Annotated in this window: 17 protein-coding genes; 10 read left to right on the top strand and 7 right to left on the bottom strand. The window is 69.0% G+C overall.

Annotation, left to right across the window (positions count from 1 at the left end; translation table 11 throughout):
* The first annotated feature begins 2 nt into the window (after window positions 1-2).
* Window positions 3-458, top strand: coding sequence for a nuclear transport factor 2 family protein (locus EJK15_RS32270; protein ID WP_138714260.1), 456 nt, complete (start codon window positions 3-5; stop codon window positions 456-458).
* Here the strand turns inward: EJK15_RS32270 and EJK15_RS32265 are convergent.
* On the bottom strand, window positions 451-1,743 hold the full coding sequence (locus tag EJK15_RS32265) for an ArsB/NhaD family transporter (protein ID WP_138714259.1): 1,293 nt from the start codon (window positions 1,741-1,743) through the stop codon (window positions 451-453). The two genes, EJK15_RS32270 and EJK15_RS32265, sit on opposite strands and share 8 nt — an antisense overlap.
* A 309-nt stretch (window positions 1,744-2,052) precedes the next feature.
* On the opposite strand from EJK15_RS32265, the gene EJK15_RS32260 reads away from it, so the two are divergent.
* Window positions 2,053-2,256 (top strand): hypothetical protein, encoded by a 204-nt coding sequence (locus EJK15_RS32260; RefSeq protein ID WP_138714258.1) that lies wholly within the window; start codon window positions 2,053-2,055, stop codon window positions 2,254-2,256.
* A 6-nt stretch (window positions 2,257-2,262) separates the two neighbouring features.
* Here the strand turns inward: EJK15_RS32260 and EJK15_RS32255 are convergent, their stop codons facing one another.
* Window positions 2,263-2,862, bottom strand: coding sequence for a mycothiol-dependent nitroreductase Rv2466c family protein (locus EJK15_RS32255; protein ID WP_138714257.1), 600 nt, complete (start codon window positions 2,860-2,862; stop codon window positions 2,263-2,265).
* Window positions 2,863-3,204: 342 nt separating this feature from the next.
* Here EJK15_RS32255 and EJK15_RS32250 point away from each other — a divergent pair, with 342 nt between their 5' ends.
* Window positions 3,205-4,806, top strand: coding sequence for a pectate lyase family protein (locus EJK15_RS32250; RefSeq protein ID WP_138714256.1), 1,602 nt, complete (start codon window positions 3,205-3,207; stop codon window positions 4,804-4,806).
* A 10-nt stretch (window positions 4,807-4,816) separates the two neighbouring features.
* Window positions 4,817-5,776, top strand: coding sequence for a pectate lyase family protein (locus EJK15_RS32245; RefSeq protein ID WP_138714255.1), 960 nt, complete (start codon window positions 4,817-4,819; stop codon window positions 5,774-5,776).
* Window positions 5,777-5,882: 106 nt separating this feature from the next.
* On the opposite strand, the gene EJK15_RS32240 is transcribed toward EJK15_RS32245, so the two are convergent.
* Window positions 5,883-6,935, bottom strand: a complete 1,053-nt coding sequence (locus tag EJK15_RS32240; protein WP_138714254.1) for an ROK family protein — start codon at window positions 6,933-6,935, stop codon at window positions 5,883-5,885.
* A 309-nt stretch (window positions 6,936-7,244) separates the two neighbouring features.
* On the opposite strand from EJK15_RS32240, the gene EJK15_RS32235 reads away from it, so the two are divergent.
* Window positions 7,245-9,023: an ABC transporter ATP-binding protein gene (locus EJK15_RS32235; RefSeq protein ID WP_138714253.1), complete on the top strand. Its 1,779-nt coding sequence runs from the start codon at window positions 7,245-7,247 to the stop codon at window positions 9,021-9,023.
* Window positions 9,023-10,846 carry an ABC transporter ATP-binding protein gene (locus EJK15_RS32230; protein ID WP_138714252.1) on the top strand — a complete coding sequence of 608 codons (1,824 nt, stop codon included), beginning with the start codon at window positions 9,023-9,025 and terminating at the stop codon, window positions 10,844-10,846. The genes EJK15_RS32235 and EJK15_RS32230 overlap by 1 nt, the downstream gene beginning before the upstream one ends.
* A 17-nt stretch (window positions 10,847-10,863) precedes the next feature.
* On the opposite strand, the gene EJK15_RS32225 is transcribed toward EJK15_RS32230, so the two are convergent.
* Complete coding sequence (locus EJK15_RS32225) at window positions 10,864-11,403, bottom strand: helix-turn-helix domain-containing protein (RefSeq protein ID WP_138714251.1); 540 nt, start codon at window positions 11,401-11,403, stop codon at window positions 10,864-10,866.
* Between the two features lie 90 nt (window positions 11,404-11,493).
* Here EJK15_RS32225 and EJK15_RS32220 point away from each other — a divergent pair, with 90 nt between their 5' ends.
* Window positions 11,494-12,483, top strand: coding sequence for an alpha/beta hydrolase family protein (locus tag EJK15_RS32220; protein WP_206061215.1), 990 nt, complete (start codon window positions 11,494-11,496; stop codon window positions 12,481-12,483).
* 151 nt (window positions 12,484-12,634) lie between these two features.
* On the opposite strand, the gene EJK15_RS32215 is transcribed toward EJK15_RS32220, so the two are convergent.
* Entirely contained in the window at window positions 12,635-14,233 is a 1,599-nt protein-coding gene (locus tag EJK15_RS32215) for an SLC13 family permease (protein WP_138714250.1), read from the bottom strand.
* Window positions 14,234-14,439: 206 nt separating this feature from the next.
* Here EJK15_RS32215 and EJK15_RS32210 point away from each other — a divergent pair, with 206 nt between their 5' ends.
* Both EJK15_RS32210 and EJK15_RS32205 read left to right on the top strand, forming a co-directional pair.
* Window positions 14,440-15,486, top strand: a complete 1,047-nt coding sequence (locus tag EJK15_RS32210) for a tartrate dehydrogenase (RefSeq protein ID WP_138714249.1) — start codon at window positions 14,440-14,442, stop codon at window positions 15,484-15,486.
* A 191-nt stretch (window positions 15,487-15,677) separates the two neighbouring features.
* On the top strand, window positions 15,678-16,073 hold the full coding sequence (locus tag EJK15_RS32205; protein WP_138714248.1) for a YciI family protein: 396 nt from the start codon (window positions 15,678-15,680) through the stop codon (window positions 16,071-16,073).
* A gap of 123 nt (window positions 16,074-16,196) precedes the next feature.
* On the opposite strand, the gene EJK15_RS32200 is transcribed toward EJK15_RS32205, so the two are convergent.
* Together EJK15_RS32200 and EJK15_RS32195 are read right to left on the bottom strand one after the other, a co-directional pair.
* On the bottom strand, window positions 16,197-16,928 hold the full coding sequence (locus tag EJK15_RS32200) for an alpha/beta fold hydrolase (protein ID WP_138714247.1): 732 nt from the start codon (window positions 16,926-16,928) through the stop codon (window positions 16,197-16,199).
* 249 nt (window positions 16,929-17,177) lie between these two features.
* Window positions 17,178-17,786 (bottom strand): TetR/AcrR family transcriptional regulator, encoded by a 609-nt coding sequence (locus EJK15_RS32195; RefSeq protein ID WP_138714246.1) that lies wholly within the window; start codon window positions 17,784-17,786, stop codon window positions 17,178-17,180.
* Window positions 17,787-17,872: 86 nt separating this feature from the next.
* Here EJK15_RS32195 and EJK15_RS32190 point away from each other — a divergent pair, with 86 nt between their 5' ends.
* Complete coding sequence (locus EJK15_RS32190) at window positions 17,873-18,361, top strand: HXXEE domain-containing protein (protein ID WP_138714245.1); 489 nt, start codon at window positions 17,873-17,875, stop codon at window positions 18,359-18,361.
* The last annotated feature ends 5 nt before the right edge of the window (window positions 18,362-18,366 follow it).

Genomic DNA, 18,366 nt, shown 5'->3' with positions numbered 1-18,366 from the left:
AGATGTGTATAAGAGGCAGGCCGTTCACCGAGGAGAGCGCCCGCGTCAAGGTCCAGGCCGCCGAGGACGCCTGGAACACGTGCGACCCGGACCGCGTCGCGCTCGCGTACACAGAGGACTCCGCCTGGCGCAACCGCGGCGAGTTCGTGACCGGCCGCGACGAGATCAGGGAGTTCCTGCGCCGCAAGTGGGCCAGGGAGCTGGACTACGCGCTGCGCAAGGAGCTGTGGGCCGTGCTCGGCAACCGCATCGCGGTCCGCTTCCAGTACGAGTCCCGCGACGCCTCCGGGCAGTGGTGGCGCAGCTACGGCAACGAGCAGTGGGAGTTCGACGAGTCCGGGCTGATGAGGCGCAGGGAGGCGAGCATCAACGACGTGCGCATCGAGGCCGCGGACCGCCGGATCTTCGGCCCGCGCGGCGACGACGAGCGCGGGGTGGACGTCCTGCCGCTCAGGTGAGGTAGCGCAGCCACAGGTACGGCACCGACAGCGCCACGGTCACGAACGTCACGACGACGCCGTACCTGGTGAACTGCCAGAAGCTGATCGGGGTGCCGTTGCGGGCGGCGATGCCGAGGATCACCACGTTGGCCGCCGCCCCGACGGCCGTGGCGTTCCCGCCCAGGTCGGCGCCGATGGCCAGGGCCCACCACAGCACCTGGGCCGAGCCGTTGCCGCCGTTGGCCTGGACGAGGTCGGCGACGATGGGGCTCATGGTGGCGACGTACGGGATGTTGTCCACGACGGCCGACAGCCCGGTCGAGGCCCACAGCAGCAGCATGGTGGTCAGCGCCACCTGCCCCTGCGTGGCCTGCGCCGCAGCCTCGGAGATCAGCCGGATCACCCCGGTCTCCACCAGCGCCCCGACCATGACGAACAGCCCCGCGAAGAACACCAGGGTCGGCCACTCCACCTCGCCGATGGCGTCCTCGGTCGTCACCTTGGTCGCCGCCACCAGGACCCCGGCCCCGAGCAGCGCCACGACCGACGGCTCGTAGTGCAGCACCGGATGCAGCACGAACGCCGCCATCACCAGCGCCAGCACGGCGAGCGACTGCCAGAGCAGCCTGCGGTCGGCGATGGCCTCCCGCTCGTTCAAGGCCATGATCTCCGCGGCCCGCTCCGGGTCGTAGATGAACGATTTCCTGAACAGCCACCGGCACAGCCCGACGAACACGCCCAACAGCACGATGATCAGCGGCGCCAGGTGGATGAGGAAGTCGTTGAAGGTCAGCCCGCCCCGGCTGGCGATGATGATGTTCGGTGGGTCGCCGATCAGCGTGGCCGTGCCGCCGATGTTGGACGCCATGGCCTCCGCGATCAGGAACGGCGCCACGGGTAACGCCAGCCGCTCGCACACCAGGAACGTCACGGGCGCGATCAGCAGCACGGTGGTCACGTTGTCCAGCAGCGCCGACGCGGTCGCCGTGATCAGGACCAGCAGGACCATGAGCCGGAACGGCCGGCCCCTGGCCCGCTTGGCCGCCCAGATCGCCAGGTACTCGAAGACCCCGGTCTGTTTGAGCACCCCGACAATGATCATCATGCCGAGCAGCAGGAAGATCACATTCCAGTCGATCCCGGCAGCCTCGTCGAAGAAGGCCGCGTTCGCGTCGGTGGCGTGGATCAACAGCATGATCCCGGCCCCGCCGAGCGCCGCCGCCACCCGGTGCACCTTCTCGGTGGCGATCAGCGTGTACGCCGTGAGGAAGGCGGCCACCGCCACCCAGGCCGTAACCGTCAAGCCATCTCCAGGATCAGCGAGTGGACCGCCGAATCGGACCTTTCCGGCGAACCCGCCGATAACTTATCAAGAGCACTCGCGTTACAGCAGGGGCGGGGGAGCTCTGCCGGAAGGGGTGGGCTGCACCGGCTGCGGTCCCCTCCCGTCCCGTCCCGTCTGCGGGAGCTGTGGTCCGAGATCGAGTGGTGGTGGCTCTCCCTCCACCGGCACCTGGAGGGCAATGCGCTCTCCGTCTTCAACGCCCTGCCGGCGGCGGCCACGCTCTTGGCGGGCGCGGCCTGTCTCTGGGGAGGGCGGCGGCTCGGCACGGTGGCCGGAGTGCTGGCGGTGCCGATCATGGCCGTCGTCGCCCTTGACTGGGCGTTCATGACCCTCTCGATGTTCTTGATCAACTGCGGTGGCTGGGAATGGCACTACGGATGGACGCTGTGGCGCCTGCTGATCCTGCTCGGATACACCGCCGCGATCGTCCTGATGACCACCGCGATCCGGGCCCGCCACGGGGCACGCTGAACGCCGTCAATCCGGCCGGGGCTCCTCGTGCGGCCGGCCCTTGAGCTCATGGAACCCCGGGGTCCCGGCCACCAGCAGCGTGCCGTCCCAGAGCCGGCCGGCCGCCTCGCCCCGGGGGACGCGGGACACGACCGGTCCGAAGAACACGACGCGCCCGCCGTCTACCGAGACGATCGGGGTGCCCACGTGGTCGCCGATCAGGCCGATGCCCTCGGCGTGCGAGGCGCGTACGACGTCGTCGTAGTCCGCCGACATCCCGGCCTCGGCCAGCTCCACCGGCAGCCCTGCCGTGGCCAGCGCCTCGCGCAGATCCCCGATCCAGTCGCCCGAGCCGGTGGTCCACATCGCGGTGTACAGCCTGCCGAGCGCCTCCTGCCCGTGATCGTGCTGGACGGCCGCACAGACGCGTACCGGAACCCACAAATACCCCTCGGGATCACCCTCGGGGTCGTCGTCGCGGCCCTCGTTGAGCACCGACAGGCTCATCACGTGCCAGCGCACCTCGATCGGCCGTACCGCCTGCGCCTCCAGCAGCCACCGGGAGGTGAGCCAGGTGTACGGGCAGGACGGGTCGAACCAGAAGTCCGCCACAACAGCGCCACTCATGATCCCCACAGTAGGCCCTTGGCTGGGTGATCTTTCCACAATCGCTTGCAAGATCTGTATCTCACTACAGGATCGATGCACCTCCTGCCACAGCAGAAGAGCCGACCAGCTGCGACAACCGATTGCAACAAAACTGCACACCATTCGAATTGACTCGCCTAACAATCGGCTGCATAAAGGTGTGAAGCTCGCGAGTTTACGCGCAACACCACATCCAGTGAGGAACCCGTTCACGGCAGCGGGTTCCACGGCCACGGCTTGCCGTCATCACTGCGATCGGGCGCGGACATCGCTCGCGAGGGCGGAGCGCGCCCGGTCGCCATCACGACCGGAGGCTCCACGGTGCGCAGAACGAAAGCACGCAAGACCCGCTTAGCCCTCGCCGCGCTCGCCGCGGCCATCGCCACCGCGACGGCCGCGGCGCTGGTGCTGCTGGGGGTGCCCAGCGCGTCCGCCGCGACGCTGTACGGCGACGACTTCGAGGACGGTGACGCCACGGGCTGGTCGCGGTCCGGCGGGAGCTGGTCGGTGGTGACCGACGGCTCCAGGGCGTACCGGCAGTCCGGCACCAGCGCGGACGCCCGGGCGGTGGCCGGCGCCGGGTGGGCGGACCAGGCGGTGCAGGCGCGGGTCAAGCCGATCGCGTTCAACGGCTCAGGCCGGCACGTCGCGGTGCTGGCCAGGGCGCAGAGCACCAGCAGCTACTACTTCCTCGGGCTGAGCAACGGGGGCTCGGTCGTCCTGGGCAAGCGGACCGGCGGCGGCCCGGTCACGCTGGCCACGGCCGCGGCCGGGGTCACGGCCGGCACCTGGTACACGCTCCGGCTGGAGGCGTTCGGCACGACGCTGCGCGGCTTCGTGGACAACGTACAGGTCGTCTCGGCGACGGACTCGTCGTTCGGCTCCGGCCGCGCCGGACTGGCCGGCTACTACGCCAGCGCCTCGTTCGACGACGTGCTGGTCACGGATGTCGGCGGCCCGACCGACCCGCCGACCACCCCGACGATCCCGCCGGGCACGTGCGCCACCTCGGGTACGCCCACCGGGTTCGCCTCGGTCAACGCCTGGGGCCAGAGCGGAACCACGGGCGGCGCGGGCGGGCCCACCGTCGAGGTGGACACGGCAAGCGAGCTGATCGCCGCGATCGGCCAGAGCGGCCCGCTGAACGTCTGCGTACGCGGGATGATCACGGTTCCGGCCGGCATGCACAACGTCGCCTCCGACAAGACGATCGTCGGCGTCGGCGCGGGTTCCGGCATCACCGGGGGCGGCTTCAACATCGGCCTCGCCGTGGACGACTCGATCACTTCGCCGCCCGCGAACGCCGTCCACAACGTCATCGTCCGCAACCTGGTGTTCAGGAACGCCACCGACGACTCGATCAACGTCCAGATGTTCAGCCACCACGTCTGGATCGACCACAACGACCTGGCCGGCGGCTACGACGGGCTGGTCGACGTCAAGCGCGGCTCCTCGTACGTCACCATCTCCTGGAACCACGTGCACGACCACACCAAGACCATGCTGCTCGGCCACGACGACGGCAACGACGCGCAGGACGTGGGCCGGTTGAAGGTCACGTATCACCACAACTGGTTCGACCGGACGCCGCAGCGCAACCCGCGGGTGCGGTTCGGGGAGCCGGTGCACGTGTTCAACAACTACTACGTCTACAACACCGACGTCGGGGTGGCCTGCCAGGCGAACGCCGGCTGCGTGGTCGAGGGCAACTACTTCGAGCGGGTCGAGGAGCCGGTGACCAACTCCTACGCCGGACCGGGCGGACGCTGCGTCGCGCGGAACAACGTGTTCGTGGACGAATCCGGTACGCCGGACTGCAGCGGCAGCGTGCAGGAGCCCAGCACGTACTACGCCTACACCCTGGACGATCCGAACTCCGTGAAGGCGGCGGTCACCGCCGGCTCAGGGACCGGGAAGATCTGAGGAGGCCACCATGTCAACGCTCTTCCGCCTCGTCGCCGCGGCCGCGCTGGTCATCGCACTGACGCCGGTGCCGGCGGCCGCCGCTGACGGGCCGATCGGATTCGCGTCCGTCAACGCCCTCGGCCAGAACGGCACCACCGGCGGCGCCGGCGGTACCGAGGTCACCATCACCACCGGCGCCCAGCTGCAGGACTACGCCGGGCGGGCCGGGGCGTACATCCTGCGGATCTCCGGCCGCATCCAGATCAGCGACATGATCACCGTGGTCGCCAACAAGAGCATCCTCGGCGTCGGCAGCACGGCCGAGATCACCGGCGGCGGCCTGCAACTCGGCTCCACGACCCGGCCGGGCAACAACGTGATCATCCGCAACATCACGTTCACCAACGCCGACGACGACTCCATCAGCGTCACCAACAAGGCCCACCACGTGTGGATCGACCACAACGATCTCTCCGCCGGCTATGACGGCCTGCTGGACGTCAAGCGGGAGTCGGACTACGTCACCGTCTCCTGGAACAAGTTCCACCACCACAGCAAGTCGATGCTGCTCGGCCACTCCGACACCTACACCGCCGACATCGGCAAGCTGCGGGTCACGTACCACCACAACTTCTTCGACGGCACCGACCAGCGCCACCCGCGCGCCCGCTTCGGCGAGCCGGTGCACGTGTTCAACAACTACTACCGGAACAACTCGCTGTACGGCATCGCGTCCACGCAGAACGCCGGAGTGCTGGTGGAGGGCAACTACTTCGAGAACGTCGCCCATCCGATCCACGTCGGTTACGCGGAGAGCGATCCGGGCCGGGTGGTCGAGCGCCGCAACGTGTACGTCAATTCCGGGGCGCCGGAAACGGCGGGCACCGTCGTGGAGCCCGGCACCTACTACTCCTACACAGTCGACGACCCCGCGACCGTCCCGGCCGCGGTCCAAGCGGGCGCCGGGGTCGGCAAGATCGGCCTCTGACCGCCTCGGGCCGCCGCCCGTTCCCTCCGGGCGGCGGCCCTCGCCCGCACCATCCCTTCACCGCCCCGCCGCCCCGGCCTCGCGCGGCTCTCGGAGCTGACTGCCGTCACCGGGCGTGACCGGCACCTCCGCCGGAGCGCGCCGGCCGCAGGGCGTTGCGAGCGGCGATCGCCGCGCCGCGGGCCCCGGCCATGTCCAGGTCGGGGACGAGGGCGAAGGCCGCCACTCGCAGTTGCTCGACGCGGAGCACCGTGTGCTCGCGCACCCGCGCCAGCAGCCAGTTCCGGAACCGGGACTCGGCCGCCACGACACCGCCGCCCAGGAAGTAGGCGTGCGGATCGGTGAAGTCGGCGGCCATGGTGAAGAGCCGCCCCAGTGCCTTCGCCTGCTGCTCGAAGATCGCCAGCGCCATGGGATCCTCCCGCTCGGCGTACGAGCGAAGCGCCCTGGCCGCGTACGGGAGTGGCTCCGCGGCCAGGGGATGCCCCGGGAAGCGGGTCAGCCAGTGGGGCAGCAGGTTCCGCTCGATCGCGGTCAAGGACGCGAAGCTCTCGACGTCCCCGGCCTTGCCGCAGTTGCACGCAGGCGGCGGCTGCCCCTCGTCGAGCAGGCCGTCGAGCGGCAGGCCGATGTGGCCGAGCTCGCCGGCCATGCCGGACGCGCCCCGGATGACGTGCCCGGACTCGACCACTCCGCCACCCAGCCCGGTGCCCACGATCGCCGAGACCGAGGAGCGCCGCATCGCCTCGGGCCCGAAGTACGTGTGATGCGCGTAGAGAGCCGCCGCATTGGCGTCGTTGCTGTACACCACCGGAAACTGCAGCTTGTCCTCGAGTGCCGTACGGATGTCGAAGCCGCACCACTCCGGGTGGATGAAGTTCGTCGAGCCGCGGGCCGAGATCACCCCGTCGGCGCTCGCCGGCCCCGGTGTGTCCAGTCCGATTCCCGCCACGGCCGATCTGGGCGTGTCCGTGAGCTCCAGAACCTGGTCCAGTGCGGCGGTGAGCGCTTGCAGGGCCGCCTGGGGACCTTCGCGGACGTGGCTCGGCGACTCCGCCATCCCCAGCACGAGGAACCGCCCCGAGGAGTCGAGGACGGTGGCGTTGTTCGCGGTGCCGCCGTTGTCGAGACCGACGATGTACCACGGACTGGAGCTCATGCTCGCTCCTCATGGTGAAGCCGACCATTCTGGGCAGCCGAGGCCCCGCCGCTGACCCACCCACAGCATGGCCGACCTCCGCCGGACCAGCAAGGTCCGCTCACCAGCCCCTGCCGGTGGGCGTCGATCTGCTCCTGCGTGCCCTCCCACGATCCCTGAATCCACCGGCGAAAAGCGCTGTGAAATTGTCGGTGGCCGGTGATAGAAAGCAGGTTCGAAGTTTGCCTAACCGCAGCGGGGGCGGTGCCAGTGACCACCAGCCATTCGGAGTTCTCCGTTTCCGGTCCACGCCATAGCCGGCATGGCCCGGTGCGCTGGCTCTGGTCCCATCTACGGCGCCATCCGCTGCACCTCGCCGGGTTTCTCGGCGGGTCGGTGGTCATGGTGGTGCTCAACGCCATGGTGCCGCAGTTCACCGGCGACGCCTTCGACGCCGTGCTGGGCGAGCGGGGTGAGCCGCTGGACGCGCTCGGGTTGATCGCGCTGGCGCTGCTGGCGATCGTGCTGGCCCGAGGGCTGTTCGATCTTGTCGCGCGGCTGGCGAGCGAGGTGCTGGCCAAGCGGCTGGAGCGGGATACGCGTGACGAGCTCTACGTGAGCCTGCTGGGCAAGAGCCAGACCTTTCACAACCGGCAGCGGGTCGGCGACCTGATGGCCAGGGCGGCCAACGACATCCGGCAGCTGTCCTTCATGATCACGCCTGGTGTCGATCTCATCGTGGACTCGGGGCTCACCGGGATCGTGCCGCTGTTCTTCATCGCCACGATCGATCCGCGGCTGCTGCTGGCCCCCGGAGTCTTCGCGGTCGTGTTCGTGATCGCGCTCTGGCACTACATGAGGCAGCTCAACCCGGTGGCGACCCGCATGCGGGAGCAGTTCGGCGATCTCAACGCGGGGCTCAACCAGGCCGTGCGCGGCATCGAGGTGATCAAGGTCACCGCGCAGGAGGGGCAGGAGCGGGAGCGGTTCCGGGCCAACGCGCGGCGCTATCGCGACCTGTTCGTACGGAACGGGCTGGTGCAGGCTCGCTACCTGCCCACTCTGCTGTTCTCCTTCGCGATGGCGGGGGCGTTGTGGCACGGCCTCTATCTGCAGGGCATCGGAGCGATCACCATCGGGGAGATGGTGGCGTTCATGGGGCTCATGGGCATGCTGGGGTTCCCGACCCAGATGTCCATCTTCACGTTCTCGCTCATCCAGATCGGGCTCGTGTCCTCGCGCAGGATCCTGAGCATCATCACGTCCGAGAGCGAGATCGACCAGCCGGCCGACGGGCACGCCGCGCCGATCAGCGGAGAGATCGTCTTCGAGGACGTCACGTTCGGCTACGAGGAGGACGGGGATCCGGCGCTGCGCGGGGTGACGTTCACCGTGCGGCCGGGGGAGACGGTGGCGATCGTCGGGGAGACCGGGTCGGGCAAGAGCACGCTGACCAAGCTGGTTCCACGGATCTACGACGTCAGCTCCGGGCGGATTCTCGTTGACGGGGTCGATGTGCGTGAGTGGGACCTTGACTCGCTGCGGTCGCAGATTTCCACGATCGAGCAGGACATCGTGCTGTTCTCGCGGTCCGTGTCCGAGAACATCGCCTTCAGCCTCGGGCAGCGGGCCGATCATGAGGCGGTGGTCAGGGCGGCCGAGGATGCCCAGGCCGCGGAGTTCATCGCCGAGCTGGACGACGGTTACGAGACCGTGATCGGGGAGCGGGGAGTCACGCTCTCCGGCGGTCAGCGGCAGCGGCTGGCCATCGCGCGGGCGTTGCTGACCGATCCGGCGATTCTCGTGCTCGACGACTCCACCAGCGCCATCGACTCGGCGACCGAGGACATGATCCAGCAGGCGATCGGGCGCATTCTCGATGGGCGCACCACACTGCTGATCACCCATCGGCTCTCGCAGATCCGGTGGGCGGACAAGGTGCTGCTGCTCAGGCGTGGCGAGGTCGTCGACTTCGGCACGCATGACGAGCTGATCGCGCGCAGTCGCCTCTACCGCCGGGTCTTCGCCCATTACGACGAGGTCGAGCTGGGCGATGAGGTCCATGAGGAAGGGCCGGTCATGGCGAGCGAGCAGGGAGGGGCACGCTGATGGGCTTCCTCATGGACGGCCTCGACGCCGAAGACTACGACCGCACCTACAACGACCGCGACCTGGTGCGCCGGATCCTGTCGTACTTCCGGCCGAAGCTGGGCGCGATGGTCCTGGTCGCCACCATGATCGTGCTGCTGTCCGCCGGGCAGGCGGCCGTGCCGGCGCTGAGCAGCCTGGCCGTCGACGCGCTCGCGGACGGCACGATCGGCGAGGTGGGCTGGCAGCTCACGGCGGGGATTCTGATCACCGGAGCGCTCTCCTGGGGGTTCAACTTCGTCCGGCAGAAACACAGCGCCCGGGTCACCGGCGACGTCGTGCTCCGCCTGCGCGAGGACGCGTTCGACGCGGTGCTCCAGCGGGACCTGTCGTTCTACGACGAGACGCCGTCCGGCAAGATCGTCAGCCGGGTGACGTCCGACACCGACGACTTCGCCACCGTGTCCACCCTGACGATGGACCTCATCAGCCAGGTGCTGATGGTGGGCTTCGTCACGGTGCTGCTGTTCGTGCGCAGCGTCGAGCTCGCGCTGCTGACGTTGCTGGTCGTGCCGGTCGTGGTGGGGCTCGCGCTGCTGTTCCGGCGGCTGGCCAGGGCCGGCACGCGGCGGGCGCAGCGCTCCCTGAGCAGGGTCAACGCCAACCTGCAGGAGACCATGGGCGGGATCGCGGTCGCCAAGAACTTCCGCCAGGAGCGGCAGGTCTACGACGAGTTCCGGCCGATCAACCAGCAGAGCTACCAGGTGACGCTCAGGCAGGGGTTCGTCTTCTCCACCATCTTCCCCGTGCTGTTCCTGGTGGCCGGGCTCGCGACTGTCGCGCTCGTCCAAGCGGGCGGGGCGAGCGTGGTCGCCGGCGGCCTGTCCGCCGGCGACTGGTACCTGTTCCTGCAGGGCGTGGCGCTCTTCTGGTTCCCGCTGACGTCGATCGCCGCGTTCTGGTCGCAGTTCCAGCAGGGGCTGTCCGCCTCCGAGCGGGTCTTCGCGCTGATCGACGCGCCGCCGCGGGTGGTGCAGACGGATGCGCTGCCTGCGGGGGAGCTGGCGGGGCGCATCGAGTTCCAGGGCGTGACGTTCGGCTACGACCCGGACAATCCCGTGCTCCGCGACTTCGACCTGGTCATCAAGGCCGGCGAGACCGTGGCGCTCGTCGGCCACACCGGGGCCGGCAAGTCGACGCTGAGCAAGCTGATCACCCGGTTCTACGAATACCAGGACGGTCGCCTGCTGATCGACGGGCGCGACATCCGCACCCTGGAGCTGGGCAGCTATCGCCGGCAGATCGGCGCGGTGCCGCAGGCGCCGTTCCTGTTCAGCGGCACGGTCGCGGACAACATCCGCTATCCGCGGCCGGAGGTGGGCGACGACGAAGTGCGCGCGGCAGCCGCGGCGGTCGGCGGCGGAGACTGGATCGACGCCCTGCCGAACGGCCTGCAGACGGACGTGGGCGAGCACGGCCGGGCCCTTTCCATGGGGCAGCGGCAGCTCGTCGCGCTGGCCCGGCTGCTCGTCCAGGACCCGGCGATCGTGGTCCTGGACGAGGCCACGGCCAGCGTGGATCCGCTGACCGAGGCGCAGATCCAGGAGGGCCTGGACCTGGTGCTGGCCGGCCGGACCTCGATCGTCATCGCGCACCGGCTGTCCACGATCGAGCACGTTGATCGGATCATCGTGCTCGATCACGGGCGGATCGTCGAGGAAGGCGATCACGCGACGCTGCTGGCGAGCGGGGGCCGATACTGCGAGGTCTACAACACCTATTTCCGGCACCAGTCGCCGAACTACCGGGCCGGAAGCGGGTTCGTGCAGGTGGGGACCGACTGAGGGCCGGTCAGCTCAGCTCAGGGCGCCGACGGGTCCTCGATGGGGAACAGGATCGGGCTGAGGAGATAGCGCGTGCGGTGCGGCTCGGGGTCGTGCGCCAGATGGGGGACTATGGCGGCGCGCATCTTCTCGATCAGGTCGGCGAGCTCGTCCGGGCTGAGCCAGAGCGCGTGCTGGCGGTAGCCCACGGAGTCGGCGACCGGGTCGGCGTGGTCGCGGTCGAGGTAGGCGTTGAACTCGGCGAGCAGTGTGGCGATCGCCGCCTCGAACACCTTGCGATGGTCTTCGCGCGACAGCGCCGCGATCATCTCGGGATCGACCGTCGCGCGGTCCCTGCGTAGCCGGTAACGGCGTTCCACGGCGCCGCGTATCCGCTCCTCGCCGTCCACGCCGAGGACGCCCGCGTCGGCCAGCACGCCGACGTGCCGGTAGACGGTGGCCTTCGAGACGTCGGGGATGAGGTCGCAGAGCTGCGAGGTCGTGAAGACCCGGTTGCCGGCCATGGCATGCACGATGCGCAGGCGTACTGGATGGGCGAACAGTTTCAACGCGTCCACCACACCATGATTTCATGTCGCGATAACGTTCGCAGCGATTGCGAACATTATCGTCTATTGATAGCGTCTTAGCCAAGGACGCGACATATCGTGACCGGACTCAAAGGGTGGTTCTGGTCCGAGGAGGAGAGGAAGGCGATGGACGCGACCGTGCGAGAGATCGATCTGACGGTGACGGCGGATGACGGGCTACCCCTGTCCGGCACGCTGACGTTGCCCGCTGCCGAGGGCCCGCACCCCGCCGTACTCCTGCTTCTTCCCGGCAAGCTCGACCGGGAGGGCAACATCGGCAAGGCCCGGATCGCGCTGGGCCGGGCGCTCGCCGCGGTGCTGGCCGACAACGGGGTGGCGACGTACCGATATGACCGCCGCGGTGTGGGTGCGACGCCCGGAGACTGGCGGGCGACGGGGTTCTACCAGCACCGGCAGGACGCCGCCGCGGCACTTCGCGGGCTGGCGGACCGTTCCGAGATCGGTGCCCTCGGCGTGATCGGCTACAGCGAGGGCGCGCTCCACGCCGCGGCCCTCGGCGCGTACGAAGGCGCAAAGGCCGTCGTCATGCTCTGCGGGCATGCCAAGACCGGCGAAGAGACACTGCTGTGGTGGGCTGCGCGGCAGGACGAGGCCGGGTTGTCGTGGCCCATGCGGATCCTGGTGCGGCTGACAGGGCGCCGGACGATGCGGGGTCTGGCGGCGCGTTTGTCCGGCAAGCTCAAGGCGACCACGGGTGATGTGGCACGCATCTACGGCATCAAGGTCGGCGCCCGGGCCTTGCGCGAGTTCCTGACCCACGATCCCAAGAAAGACCTCGCCGACGTCCGGGTTCCCCTGCTGGCGATCACTGGCGACAAGGATGTGCAGGTCGACCCCGATGACCTCGATATGATCGCCGAGCTGGTGCCCGGACCTGTCGAAACGCGCCGTTTCCCGGACCTTACTCACCTGCTCCGCCGCGACTTCGGCCCGGCCACTCAGCGCACCTATGGTGAGCAGTACAGCCGTCCGGTGGACGCCGGCCTGCTGGAAGAGGTGGCGGCATGGACCGCCGCCCGTCTCGGGGCGCAGGCGGAGCGTACGTAACCGCCGCCGCAGGCCGCTCAGCGAGCTCGTCCTGGCCGCGGTCGACGAGTACAGGCCGGACTCGGCGCCGGGGCGCGCCGGCCCATCACAGCTCAGGTCCCGTGGCCGGCGCACCGGCCAGGGGAAAGACCCAAGCGCTGAGGGCGGGGCGTCAGCCGCCGATGCCGGTCACCCCGATCAGCAGCGGCAGGAGCACGATGAGCAGGATGGCGCCCAGAACGTCGAAGCTGACGCCCGAGCGGATCATCGTGGTGATCGGGACCACGCCGGAGCCGTACGCGATGGCGTTCTGCGGCGTCGAGACCGGCAACATGAACCCGAACGACGCCGCGAACGTCGCCGCCAGGGCGGGCACGAACGGGTTGATCCCGGCCGCCACGGCGATCGGGATGATGATCGGCACCACGACGGCGGCGGAGGCCGTGTTGCTGGTGGTCTCCGAGACCAGCACGGCGAGCAGCACGGCGAAGGCGGTGATGGCGAACACGCTGCCCAGCCCGAGCGCCGAGGCAGCCGAGGAGCCGATGGTCTTGGCCAGCCCCGTGTCCTCCAGCAGGGAGCCGAAGATGATGCCGGTGCCGAACAGCACGATCGTGCCCCAGTCGATGCGGGCGGCGTCGCTCCAGTTCAGGGTGAACTCGCGCCTGCCCCAGTCGGTAGGCAGCAGGAACAGCAGGGCGGCGCCCAGCACGGCCACGATGCCCTCGTTGAGCCGGCCGCTGACGGTCGTGTAGAGGGCGGACTCCGTCCCGGCGACCAGCGCGATCACACCCGGGAAGATCCACAGGAACACGGTGACGCCGAAGGCGATGAGCGTGTTCTTCTCGGCGCGCGACAGCCTGCCCAGGGTGGCCCGCTCGGTGTGCACGTACTCCTCCACGCCCTCGATCTTGCGGATCTCCGGCCGGTTGAGCAGGAGCAGCACGGCCGCCAGTGCGACGAACATGAGCGCGCAGATCGGCAGGGCCGTGATCATCCACTGCGCGAACGAGATGCGCCGCCCGGTGGCCTCCTCGATGAGGCCGCGGCCGATCAGGTTGGGCGGGCTGCCGACCGGGGTGAGCAGGCCGCCGACGCTGGCGCCGTACGCGAGCATCAGGACGAGCGCGGCGCCGACACGCAGCCGCAGCGGGTTGAAGTCGGCGGCCACCAGCCCGCGGTCCTGCAGGAGCTTGGCGATGACCGCGAGCATGCCGAGCGCCGTGGGCAGGAGCATCGCCACGGTGGCGGTGTTGGACACGAACGCCGACAGCAGACAGGTGATGGCGCCGAAGGCGACGATCAGGCGGAACGTCGAGCGGCCCACGCCGGGCAGCGACAGGACCCGGAAGGCGAAGCGGCGCGCCAGGCCGTGCTTGAGCATCGCCTGAGCCAGGATGAACGCCCCGATGAAGGTGAAGATGGTGGTGGAGCCGAACGGGGCGACCGCGTCCACCGCGGAGACCACGCCGAGCAGCACGATCACGCCGACGCCGATGAGGCCGCCGACGGGGATGGGCACCGGCTCGGTGACCCACAGGACGATGACGCCGAGCAGGACGGCCGCCAGCGTGTGCTGGTTGGCGGGCATGTCGATGGGCAGCAGCAGGAAGCCCACCGTGATCAGCGGCGCGAGCCACATGCCGGTGGTGCGCCTGCCCTTCTCGAACTTCTCCTCGGCCGGTGACAGCTTCTGCTCGCCGAGGCTGCGGTAGGTTGCGTGGCCCAGCAGGGCTTGGTCGACGTCGGTTCTCGGACCGTTGGAGTTCATCGCCTGCTCCTCACGTTTCCGCCGTCATTGAAGATCGGGGTAGCGCGCGGTGCAAGACGCGTCGGCTACTTGGCTTATAGGTACCTCCGATGAGGAGCGTTCAAAGGGCGTCCGGAGAGGGATCTGGGCCTGCCGCCCGCGGCCGTGCCGGAAGTATCGAGCGCGTGTGTTGGACGCTTTCGCGGCCCGCCGATTGAATCGAGAGCATGACGACGCATCACATCGCCGTGATCCCTGGAGACGGCATCGGGCTCGAGGTCACCCCTGCGGCTCTGGAGGTGGCGCAGGCAGTCGGCCGGCGGCACGGCTTCGAGTTCCGGTTCACCCAGTTCGACTGGTCGTGCGAGCGGTACCGGCGCGAGGGCGCCATGATGCCTCCCGACGGACTGGAGAGGCTGCGCGGCCACGACGCGATCTTCCTGGGCGCGGTCGGCGCGCCCGGCGTACCCGACCACGTCTCGCTCTGGGGCCTGCTCATCCCGATCCGCCGCGCCTTCCGGCAGTACGTGAACCTCCGGCCGGTCCGCCTCTTCGAGGGCATCGAGAGCCCCGTACGCGCGGCGATCGACCTCGTGGTCGTCAGGGAGAACACCGAGGGCGAGTACAGCGAGATCGGCGGCCGGATGAACCGCGGCTTTCCCGAGGAGATGGCGGTCCAGGAGGCGGTGTTCACCCGCGCGGGCGTGACGCGCGTGCTCGACTACGCCTTCGAGCTCGCGGGCCGCCGCAACGGCTACCTGACCTCCGCCACCAAGTCCAACGGGATCGTCCACACGCTGCCGTTCTGGGACGAGCTGGTCAGGGAGCGCGCGGCCGGCCACCCGGGCGTGCGCTGGGACCAGGAGCACATCGACGCGCTCTGCGCCAAGCTGGTTCTGGAGCCGTCGCGGTTCGACGTGATCGTCGGCTCCAACCTGTTCGGCGACATCCTCAGCGACCTGGCCGCCGCGGTCGCGGGCAGCATCGGGATCGCCCCGTCGGCCAACCTCAACCCCGAGCGCGAGTTCCCCTCGATGTTCGAGCCCGTGCACGGCTCCGCCCCCGACATCGCCGGCCAGGGCGTGGCCAACCCGATCGGCGCCATCTGGTCGGCCGCGATGATGCTGGAGCATCTCGGGCATCCGACGGCGGCCGACGAGGTCGTGGCGGCCATCGCCGCCGTCCTGGCCAAGGGCGACGTCCGTACGCGCGACCTCGGCGGTACGTCCGGCACCAAGGAGTTCACCCGCGCGGTCCTCGCCCTCCTGACCTGACGCCCTGCAAGGCGTTCGCACGCGTCAGAACGCTCTGCCACCGCCCAGCCGCGAGCGAGTAGCCGACGGACGCCAGCGGGCCCCGGACGGACTCAGAGAAATTCTCGCAAGAGACGTCGAGACCCGGCCCCGGGCTCCGACCACTGATCAAAGGCACCCGGCCGTGGGCGCCACGAACGTGAGGAACTGCCATGCGGTACCTGCTGATGATCTACACGAACGAGCACACCTGGGGCCACCCCGCCTTCCTGTATACGCCCGAGGCGCAGGCCATGCCGGAAGAGGGGCGCGAGGAGCTGAGCGCGCAGTTCGGGGCGCTGATGCAGGAGCTCGTCGATTCCGGCGAGCTGGTCGGCGGCGAAGCGCTCGCCGACCCGGTGACCACCAAGACCGTCCGGGTACGCGGCGGCGCCCCGGTGGCCACGGACGGGCCGTACGTCGAGGCGAAGGAGCACCTCGCCGGCTACTTCGTCATCGACTGCGAGAACGCCGAACGGGCGATGGAGATCGCGTCCCGCTTCCCCGACGCCCGTTTCGCGGGAGTGGAGGTACGCCCCATGATGAGCTCCTCAGGCGAGGAAATGTGAACAAGGAGCAGATCTTCGCCGCTGTGACCGAAGCCCGCCGACTCCAGTCCTGACCTGGGGCGATACCGGTCCTCGGCGGCTGTTGACCACGTCAGCGGCCGAGGACCCCGTGGAGCGGTCGCCCTACGAACTCGCCTTGAGGAGTGCGGCGGCGAGCTCGGCCGGGCGGGTGAACTGGGCCTCGTGGCTGCCGGGATGCTCGATGACGGGGGTGTCGGCGCCAAGGCGCTCCGGGAAGCGGGGCGTCCAGCCCATGTCGCCGGGCGGCAGCGCGATGTCCTCGGATCCGACCACGTAGACGGCGGGCACGCCGAGCGCGGCCGGATCCACCGGCGTGACGGTCTCGGTGAAGTAGCGCATTGGCTGGGGGACGAGCAGGCCGTGGATCAGGCGCTGCATGTCCTCGGCGGCGTCCTGCATGAACGCGGCGCAGAAGACCTCGAAGGGGAAGACGACGCTGTTGTTCCCTGACGCCGCCGCGACCTGCGTGAACATCTCGGCGAAGTGCGGAGGCACCTCCTCCATCAGGGGCCTGCCCTCCGCCGGGACGAACGCGCCCCAGTAGACGAGCTTGCGCAGCCTGGGGGCGAGCCGATGGCTGGCGCCGGTGAGCGGGTAGCCGCCCCAGCTGTGCCCGACCAGGGTGACGTCCCTCAGGTCGTCGCGTTCGACGAGGTCGACGATGAAGTCGCTGACATCCGCCAGGCTGTGCTGCCGCGGGTCGTCGCCGTCACCCAGGCCCGGCAAGGTGGGGGCCAGGACCCGGTGGCCTGCGGCACGCAGGTGCTCGGCCACGAGTCTCCAGGTCCAGCCGCCATGGCAGGCACCGCTGATAAGGACGAAGGTCTCGGCCATGACGTCTCCTCGCGACGTGGCGGCACCGCCACTCGGTGTGGAGGCGCGCATTTGAAATATGGGCCGAATGTGAGACGTTCGTCAAGCAATTGACACATATTGTGAGTGGCTTGTGCGTAGCCTCCATGATCTGTTCGGGGAGATGGCGGGCTCCATCGGCGCTTGTTGCCTTCCAATTCCCATACGGCCGCCTCGGAGATGTCACATTTTCCCGGCGGACGCCCAAGTGGCGTGACGTGAAGTGCCCGCCTAGCGCAGGTATTTGGTCACGATCGTGCTGATCTCCTTGGCCAGCCCGTCCGCGTCGACCTCGCTGGCGCGGCCGATGAAGCGGTGGGTCAGGGACTCGATCGTGGCGATGACGAACCGTGCCCGTACCGCCACCTGTGACGCTTCCAGCCCGGGATCGCCGCGTAGCAGCTCCTCGACGGCGATCACGGCCTCGTGTTCGAGCCGGCGGAACAGGCCACGCAGGTCGGGCGGCCGGGGAGCCTCTTCGAAAAGCACCTGGTGCAGGCGTGGATTGCCCGCGTGCAACTCGACCACCGCTTCGGTGAGCGCCGGGAGCCACTGGTCCAGCGGACGGGGCTCGGCGAGTGCCTGCCGTACGGCTTGGGCGGTCTCGTCCAGGTGAGTCCGAGCGAGGATGAGCAGGATCGCGTCCTTGTTCGGGAAGTACTGATACAGCGAGCCGATCGACAGCCCGGCCTCTTCGGCGATGCGGTCGGTGGTCCCCGACGCGTAGCCGTACTCGGCGAAAATGTGAGCCGACGCCGCGAGTATGCGTTCACGGGTCTGCCAGGCCCGCTGTTGTCGCGGCGTCTTCCTGGGCTCATACGCCGACCTGGGCATCGGCATCGCGCGCCTCCAATGCGAATACAAAAACCGAGGAATTCCTCATATTCTAGCGACCTCCTCTTCCAACAACCCCCAGGAGGTATACGTTGACGCTCACATCCAGCACACCGAGCACTCAGGCACCGGTGCACCCGGCGGCACTCTTCCTGCTCCCGTTCGTGGTCTACGTCCTGCACACTCTCGAGGAACTGCAGGGCTTCGCCGCCTGGGCGACAAGGCACTTCGGCCCAGAGACCACGGACATGTTCGCGGCCTATCACATCCCGCTGATGCTGCTGGTCCTGCTGTGCTCATGGCGGGCGACCCACGCAGGACGGCACGGTGGCTGGGTGGTGATGGCCACCGCCTTCCAGTGGCAGTTCGGTGTCAACGCCCTCTTCCACCTGACCAGTTGGGTCATCCTCGGTGAGTACGCGCCCGGAGCCGTCACCGCGGCCGTGGTGTCCATCCCGGCGACGGCGTACTATCTCGCGTGGATCCGGCGCGAAGGCCGTGCGACCGGCCGGGAGATCGCCCTGGCGATCGGGATCGGGACCATCATCGCCGCCCTCGCGATCGGCTTCCTCTTCCTGTGAAAGTC

Source organism: Nonomuraea basaltis (assembly GCF_005893125.1).
In the GTDB taxonomy this organism is placed as follows: domain Bacteria; phylum Actinomycetota; class Actinomycetes; order Streptosporangiales; family Streptosporangiaceae; genus Nonomuraea; species Nonomuraea basaltis.
This window is presented reverse-complemented; position numbering and strand designations above follow the sequence as displayed.

Coding starts and splice junctions, on each gene's coding strand:
- EJK15_RS32270 (WP_138714260.1), top strand. CDS start 3: ATGTGTATAAGAGGCAGGCCGTTCACCGAGGAGAGCGCCCGCGTCAAG.
- EJK15_RS32255 (WP_138714257.1), bottom strand. CDS start 2,862: ATGAGTGGCGCTGTTGTGGCGGACTTCTGGTTCGACCCGTCCTGCCCG.
- EJK15_RS32245 (WP_138714255.1), top strand. CDS start 4,817: ATGTCAACGCTCTTCCGCCTCGTCGCCGCGGCCGCGCTGGTCATCGCA.
- EJK15_RS32240 (WP_138714254.1), bottom strand. CDS start 6,935: ATGAGCTCCAGTCCGTGGTACATCGTCGGTCTCGACAACGGCGGCACC.
- EJK15_RS32230 (WP_138714252.1), top strand. CDS start 9,023: ATGGGCTTCCTCATGGACGGCCTCGACGCCGAAGACTACGACCGCACC.
- EJK15_RS32215 (WP_138714250.1), bottom strand. CDS start 14,233: ATGAACTCCAACGGTCCGAGAACCGACGTCGACCAAGCCCTGCTGGGC.
- EJK15_RS32210 (WP_138714249.1), top strand. CDS start 14,440: ATGACGACGCATCACATCGCCGTGATCCCTGGAGACGGCATCGGGCTC.
- EJK15_RS32205 (WP_138714248.1), top strand. CDS start 15,678: ATGCGGTACCTGCTGATGATCTACACGAACGAGCACACCTGGGGCCAC.
- EJK15_RS32200 (WP_138714247.1), bottom strand. CDS start 16,928: ATGGCCGAGACCTTCGTCCTTATCAGCGGTGCCTGCCATGGCGGCTGG.
- EJK15_RS32195 (WP_138714246.1), bottom strand. CDS start 17,786: ATGCCGATGCCCAGGTCGGCGTATGAGCCCAGGAAGACGCCGCGACAA.